The organism is uncultured Candidatus Puniceispirillum sp., assembly GCF_963979125.1.
Lineage (GTDB): Bacteria > Pseudomonadota > Alphaproteobacteria > Puniceispirillales > Puniceispirillaceae > Puniceispirillum.
The window spans coordinates 1-3,012 of the sequence record NZ_CAXBVX010000158.1 but is presented as its reverse complement, the minus strand read 5'-3'; the positions used below and the strand labels follow the sequence as shown (position 1 = coordinate 3,012).

Genomic DNA, 3,012 nt, shown 5'->3' with positions numbered 1-3,012 from the left:
AGCATGAATTGTTATCGTCTGGGGGATTGAACTTATCAGACTGCGAATATGAGCCCGATCAAATTTTACCAAATCTCCGACAACATTGGCGCCTGCTTTACGCCAGTCATCAAGGGCAACTGGATCACGAAAAACAACACCAACATCTTCAAGAATGGACATTGAGGCATCGTCAATTCGTGCAATCTGATCTTCATCCATTGGCGCCGTCAGAGGCAAACGGTTTTCCAATGTTGGCAACATGGGCGGCACATGTAGCGCCCGCTTTGCTCTGCGTGATGAGCGGCCGCCAGCGCGGTTAACAATGTCTGATGGTGACAATTCGAACAGTCCCCCATTTATGAATGTTTCGCATATCCAATCGTTTTTAATTGAACAGTAATTTCATCAAGAATAGCTGGATCATCAATCGTTGCTGGCGTTGACCATTCTTGTCCATCAGCAATCTTTGCCATCGTGCTTCGTAACACCTTGCCTGACCGTGTTTTTGGCAAGCGGTCAACAACAACCAGCAGATTAAAGGCCGATACACGGCCAACGCGCTCTTTCACAAGGGCTATCGCCTCAGCTATGATGTCTTCGGCTGGGCGCAGGCAGTTTGGATATAGACAGATCATGCCAAGCGGTAACTGGCCTTTCAATTCATCAGCCACGCCAATAACAGCGCATTCGGCAATGTCCGGATGATCGGCCAGCACTTCTTCTAATTGCCCTGTCGATAGCCGATGGCCAGCAACGTTAATCACATCATCGGTACGCGCCATGATATAGATGTACCCATCTTCATCTTTAAAGCCAGCATCACCTGACTCATAATAGCCCGGAAACGTGGTGAAATATTTTTCAACAAAGGCCTTATCAGCACCCCATATTGTTGACATGGCCGACGGTGGTAAAGGCCACTTAATCGCGATCGCCCCCAATTCGCCGGGGGGTACAATCTCGCCTTCTGCATCAAGAATATCAATCTCATAGCCTGGCATCGGCACCGAAGGCGATCCCAATTTGACAGGCAACTTTTCAATACCCATCGGATTGGCGCAAATAGACCATCCCGTTTCTGTTTGCCACCAATGGTCAATAACAGGCACGTTCAGTTTATTTTCTGCCCATGTGACTGTATCTGGATCGGCACGCTCGCCAGCAAGAAACAGATATTCGAGTGATGAAATATCATATTTTTTAATCAGCTCACCATCTGGATCAGCGCGCTTGATCGCCCGAAAGGCTGTCGGTGCCGTAAACAGCACTTTGACCTTATGATCGGCAATCACCCGCCAGAACACACCCGCATCAGGTGTTCCGATAGGCTTGCCTTCAAACAGAATGCTGGTGCATCCGAACAACAAAGGTGCATAGACGATATAGGAATGTCCAACGACCCAGCCAATATCCGACGCTGCCCAATAAACCTCGCCGGGTTTCATGTCATAAATCGCCGACATCGACCAGTTCAATGCCACAGCATGGCCACCATTATCACGCACAATGCCTTTGGGCTGACCTGTGGTGCCTGATGTATAGAGAATATAAAGCGATGCTGATGCGGCTAGCGGAACGGGAGGCAATTCGGCCACATTTTTATGGGCATCATGCCATTCAATATCACGACCCGTAACAAGATCCGCTTGCAAGGCATCCCGCTGGACAATCACACAATGCGATGGCTTGTGATCCGACATGTCAATGGCGGCATCCAACAAGGGTTTATATTCGACAATACGGTTAGGCTCATGCCCACAAGACGCACTGATAATGACTTTGGGTGTTGCGTCATCAATGCGTTTGGCAAGTTCAGCCGCCGCAAAACCACCAAAGACCACTGAATGCACAGCGCCCATGCGCGCGCATCCAAGCATGGCAATAACCGCTTCGGGGATCATCGGCATATAAATAATGACGCGGTCGCCTGTTTCCACACCATAGGATTGTAACATACCCGCAAATTGCGCAGTTTTCTGTTGCAGTTCGGCAAAGCTGAGCTTGCGTCCCGAGCCCGTGATAGGCGAGTCATATATCAACGCATCTTGCTCACCACGGCCAGCCATCACATGCCGGTCAACAGCGTTAAAACACGTATTCATAACCCCGTCGGGGAACCAGCTGTAAAACGGCTTTCGCGACGCATCCAGCGCAGACGATGGTGGCAACACCCAATCAATGCCGTTTGCCGCATCAAGCCAAAATCCCTGACTGTCGCCAGCGGCTTTTTCAAAAAGAGATTTATACGCACTCATCGATCGCACTCCCCACGCAAAATGTCTTTGCCCGCTTGCTTTACGCGGCTTTATCTAAAAATTTGTCCCAGATCATAAATTATTATCGCCACATCAGACTCCAGCGGAAATGACAGCATACCCATCACATCATACCCCAGAACGGCAGGCATAATATAAAACCTGATCATATATAGAAACCATGCCACATAAAGCGGCTTCATTCTGTCAATCAGGAATGGGGGCGTTAATCGCCGCATAACCACTATCATGGGGTTGGTTATTTTGACGAATGCCTTCATGAAAAAGAAATCAGAATTTTCAGCGACGAACAGCGACATGCCAAACCGGCCAATCAATGTCCACATGGCGGCACCCATCACATAATCCATGATCAGGACAATTGTTGAAAATCCGCTTTCCATCCCCGGCATTCCCCTAGCAATTTCTTTTCAAATCTCTTTACCCAACAAGGTAATTCATATTTACACTAGCAAAAAATAGGGCGGGGAAAAGCCCCCGCCCCTTGCATTCATTGTAACATTCGCTCTATGACCGCTTATTGCGATGCGTCCAGCACAGCTTTACCCTTTGGAATACGAATTTCGTCAACCATCTTCTGGGTTTCTTCATCCGGCTCCTCGGTAGCCAAGCTCACGACAATCATCAGGATCAGGCTAATCGGCATACCGATCATACCAAACCGCAGACCGTCTAGGCCAAGCCATGGCGTCATGCCAGCGAACTGCACCATATACAGATACCATGTACCAGCGCCAAAGCAACTGATCATAAC

General features: G+C 48.8%; 3 protein-coding genes and 1 pseudogene. All 4 read right to left on the bottom strand.

The features are described 5' to 3' along the window. Positions 1-321 (bottom strand): trimethylamine methyltransferase family protein (locus ABNT28_RS10660; protein ID WP_332924565.1); only part of this gene is annotated, 321 nt, incomplete at its 3' end. Between the two features lie 17 nt (positions 322-338). Beyond that, positions 339-2,237 carry a propionyl-CoA synthetase gene (locus ABNT28_RS10655; RefSeq protein WP_332924566.1) on the bottom strand — a complete coding sequence of 633 codons (1,899 nt, stop codon included), beginning with the start codon at positions 2,235-2,237 and terminating at the stop codon, positions 339-341. Positions 2,238-2,287: 50 nt separating this feature from the next. Further along, positions 2,288-2,641: a hypothetical protein gene (locus tag ABNT28_RS10650; protein ID WP_332924567.1), complete on the bottom strand. Its 354-nt coding sequence runs from the start codon at positions 2,639-2,641 to the stop codon at positions 2,288-2,290. A gap of 134 nt (positions 2,642-2,775) precedes the next feature. After that, positions 2,776-3,012 (bottom strand): annotated as a pseudogene (locus ABNT28_RS10645) (cation acetate symporter); the annotation flags it as partial.

Coding starts and splice junctions, on each gene's coding strand:
- ABNT28_RS10655 (WP_332924566.1), bottom strand. CDS start 2,237: ATGAGTGCGTATAAATCTCTTTTTGAAAAAGCCGCTGGCGACAGTCAG.
- ABNT28_RS10650 (WP_332924567.1), bottom strand. CDS start 2,641: ATGGAAAGCGGATTTTCAACAATTGTCCTGATCATGGATTATGTGATG.